Consider the following 1675-nt stretch of genomic DNA (forward strand, 5'->3'; position numbering starts at 1 on the left):
ATCCCGCGTAGTCATTTCGTATGACGCAGTTAGGGCAAACGGAGTGGAGCTCTCTCACGTAGCCATTTCATATAGCGAAGTTAGAGCAAGCGTAGTGTAGCTCCTCTGCGTAAAATCATTTCGTATAGCAAAGTTAAGGTGAACAGAGTTAAACCCCTGCGAACAGGCGCCGGTGGGGGAGGTGGAGCCACACTGCGGGATATTTGGAATTCCCTGCTGTAGTAGACCCGCGCAGCGGGGCTGCGGAAGCAGACTCTACAAGCATCCCGCAGTGGGGCTTCACCTCCCCCACCGGCGGTTTTTATACAAGGTGTGTATCCCCGTTCCCCCTACCGCACAGACCTACCACAACCCGATTCCCCACCACCCGCACAACCATAACCCCCGTCCCGCTTTCAATAAAGACCCCTTCAGTTTCCACCATACAAGTCCGCCCCTCAATCTCCGCTTTTCCCGAAGGACGCAGCGTTGTAACAGCTATACCGGTTTTCCCTACCAAGCCCGCATAGTCATCCCCTATGCCGGAACCATCGACCGAGACCGGATCGGGCCCCCCCGCAGTACCGGTGATCCGGCTATGCAGGGTAAGCCGGTCGAATATCTTTATCTTGGGACCCATAAGGGCTATCAGGGCGATTGCCGTAATGGCGGCGAGGATCCCTGCACACACCACCAGTGCGTTACGGCCCAGAAGGCTCCACTCAAAATCATTGCGGGGGAGTATAAAATCCTGCATAGAAAGTATTAGTGATAGACCGACGATGAGGATCCCCGAAATGCCCACCACACCAAAGCCGGGGATAAGAAAAATCTCCGCCGCCAAAAGTCCGACGCCCGCCAGGAAGAGGATCAGCTCCAGGGAACCGACCCTGCCCAGAACGAAGCCGGAGCCGAAAACTCCCGCAAAGGCGAGGATCGCCACCAGACCAAATATGCCGAAACCGGGGCTGTTGATTTCCAGAAAGATCATCACCAGGCCCAGGATGATAAGTATGGCCTGGACCGGGGCGGAGGTTAAAATAGAAAGCGCCGTGTCCGCAAAGCCGGGAAGGCTTTCTGCGGTCACCGCCGCGGCGCCCAGGCTTTCCAGCAGGGCTTCCTGGGTATCCACGATTCCTGCACAGAGACCGTAGCGGTAGGCGTCTCCGCTGGTGAGGGAAAGAAGTTTTCCCGGCGCAGAAATCATAGCAACCCGCTCTACTTTTACATCATCCCGCTCAACCCGCTGCAGTTCCGTCAGGGTTAACGCTTCGGTACGGCCGTCAACCACGACTTCCCAGAGTTCCACATCGTAGTCCACCATGGCCAGGGCTATACCTACGGGGTAACCGTTCCGTTCCGCCAGGGCCGCCATCTGGGACCGTACTGCCGCCACAACCTTTTCGCCGGCGCCCTGGGTATCCCCGGACACCACGGTTACCGGCGCCACGGCTCCCACGGAGGTTCCCGCGGCCATGTAAATCTCCGTACAGGAAAAGGCGATCAGAGCCCCCGCGGACCAGCTTATCCCCATGGACTCCGAATTGTTGTTTACCCAGGCCACGGAGCGGACCGGAGAAGCTTCGGTTCCTTGTATGGACATTATGAAGGAAGCAATCTGCAGGGCCGAATCTACCCGGCCTCCAAAGGTATCAATCTCAAAAATGAGGAAGTTCACCCCCTCCTTCAGGGCCCG

The 1675-nt window shown here is 57.4% G+C and carries 1 protein-coding gene; it reads right to left on the minus strand.

The genetic code is table 11. The features are described 5' to 3' along the window. Window positions 1-301 precede the first annotated feature (301 nt). A partial coding sequence (locus tag TPRIMZ1_RS19435; RefSeq protein ID WP_010263368.1) for an NfeD family protein occupies window positions 302-1675 on the minus strand: 1374 nt, incomplete at its 5' end.

This window comes from Treponema primitia ZAS-1, assembly GCF_000297095.1.
GTDB lineage: Bacteria > Spirochaetota > Spirochaetia > Treponematales > Breznakiellaceae > Termitinema > Termitinema primitia_A.